Source organism: Streptomyces lushanensis, from assembly GCF_001700515.1.
Taxonomy (GTDB): domain Bacteria; phylum Actinomycetota; class Actinomycetes; order Streptomycetales; family Streptomycetaceae; genus Streptomyces; species Streptomyces lushanensis.
Map to the genome: position 1 here is coordinate 1 of NZ_MAUD01000604.1, position 801 is coordinate 801.

The 801-nt window shown below is 70.5% G+C and carries 3 pseudogenes; 1 reads left to right on the forward strand and 2 read right to left on the reverse strand.

Annotated elements, in window-relative coordinates:
* Positions 1-3 precede the first annotated feature (3 nt).
* Positions 4-159, forward strand: a pseudogene (locus BFF77_RS34015) (aminotransferase class IV); the annotation flags it as partial.
* 36 nt (positions 160-195) lie between these two features.
* Here BFF77_RS34015 and BFF77_RS31735 read toward each other — a convergent pair.
* Both BFF77_RS31735 and BFF77_RS34970 read right to left on the reverse strand, forming a co-directional pair.
* Positions 196-681 (reverse strand): annotated as a pseudogene (locus tag BFF77_RS31735) (aminotransferase class IV); the annotation flags it as partial.
* Positions 678-801: pseudogene (locus BFF77_RS34970) on the reverse strand (chorismate-binding protein); the annotation flags it as partial. The pseudogenes BFF77_RS31735 and BFF77_RS34970, both read right to left, overlap by 4 nt.

Below are 801 nucleotides of genomic sequence, written 5' to 3' on the forward strand. Positions count from 1 at the left end.
GCGGTGACCGGGCTCAAGACCACCTCGTACGCCGAGAATGTCGTCGCGCTCGCCCGCGCGCACGAACAGGGCGCCTCCGAGGCGCTCTTCGCCAACACCGTCGGGGCGCTCTGCGAGGGCACCGGCTCCAATGTCTTCGTCGTACTCGACGGCGAACTGCACACGCCGCCCCTCGCCTCCGGCTGTCTCGCCGGTATCACCCGCGCCCTGTTCGTGCGCGCGGGCGAGCGCGACGACATTCTCGGCGTACGAGGTGGTCTTGAGCCCGGTCACCGCGCCGCGTTCGTTCCGTGTCCAGGGGACGGTGATGACGGCGGTGGTGTCGGGACGGCGTTTTGTCGCGCCCACCGCGACGACCAGGGTCGGGCCCTCGTCACCGCGGTCGGAGCCGAGCGGGGAGAGTCCGCCGGTGTAGGTGATCCTGAGCCGTCCCAGTTCCATGGGATTCGCGTCCAGCACGGCCGTGCAGGCGTGACGTATCTCGTCCAGGTCGGGTTCCGCCAGCCCGAGGCCGCGGGCCGAGCGGGCCAGCCGGCCGAGATGGCGGGTGAGGGCGAAGGGCCTGCCCTGGACGGCCTTGACCGTCTCGAAGATTCCGTCGCCCACGGTCAGTCCGTGATCGAACACGGACACCCGGGCGGCTTCGGCCGTCAGCAGTCCGCCGTTGACCCAGATCCTCATGACGCGGTCCTTCCGGTCGCCTCGTACACGCCCGACGCTATCGCGAGCAGTCTGGACGCCTTCAGTTCGGTCTCCTCCCACTCCCTCCCGGGGTCCGAGCCCCAGGTGATCCCGGCGCCC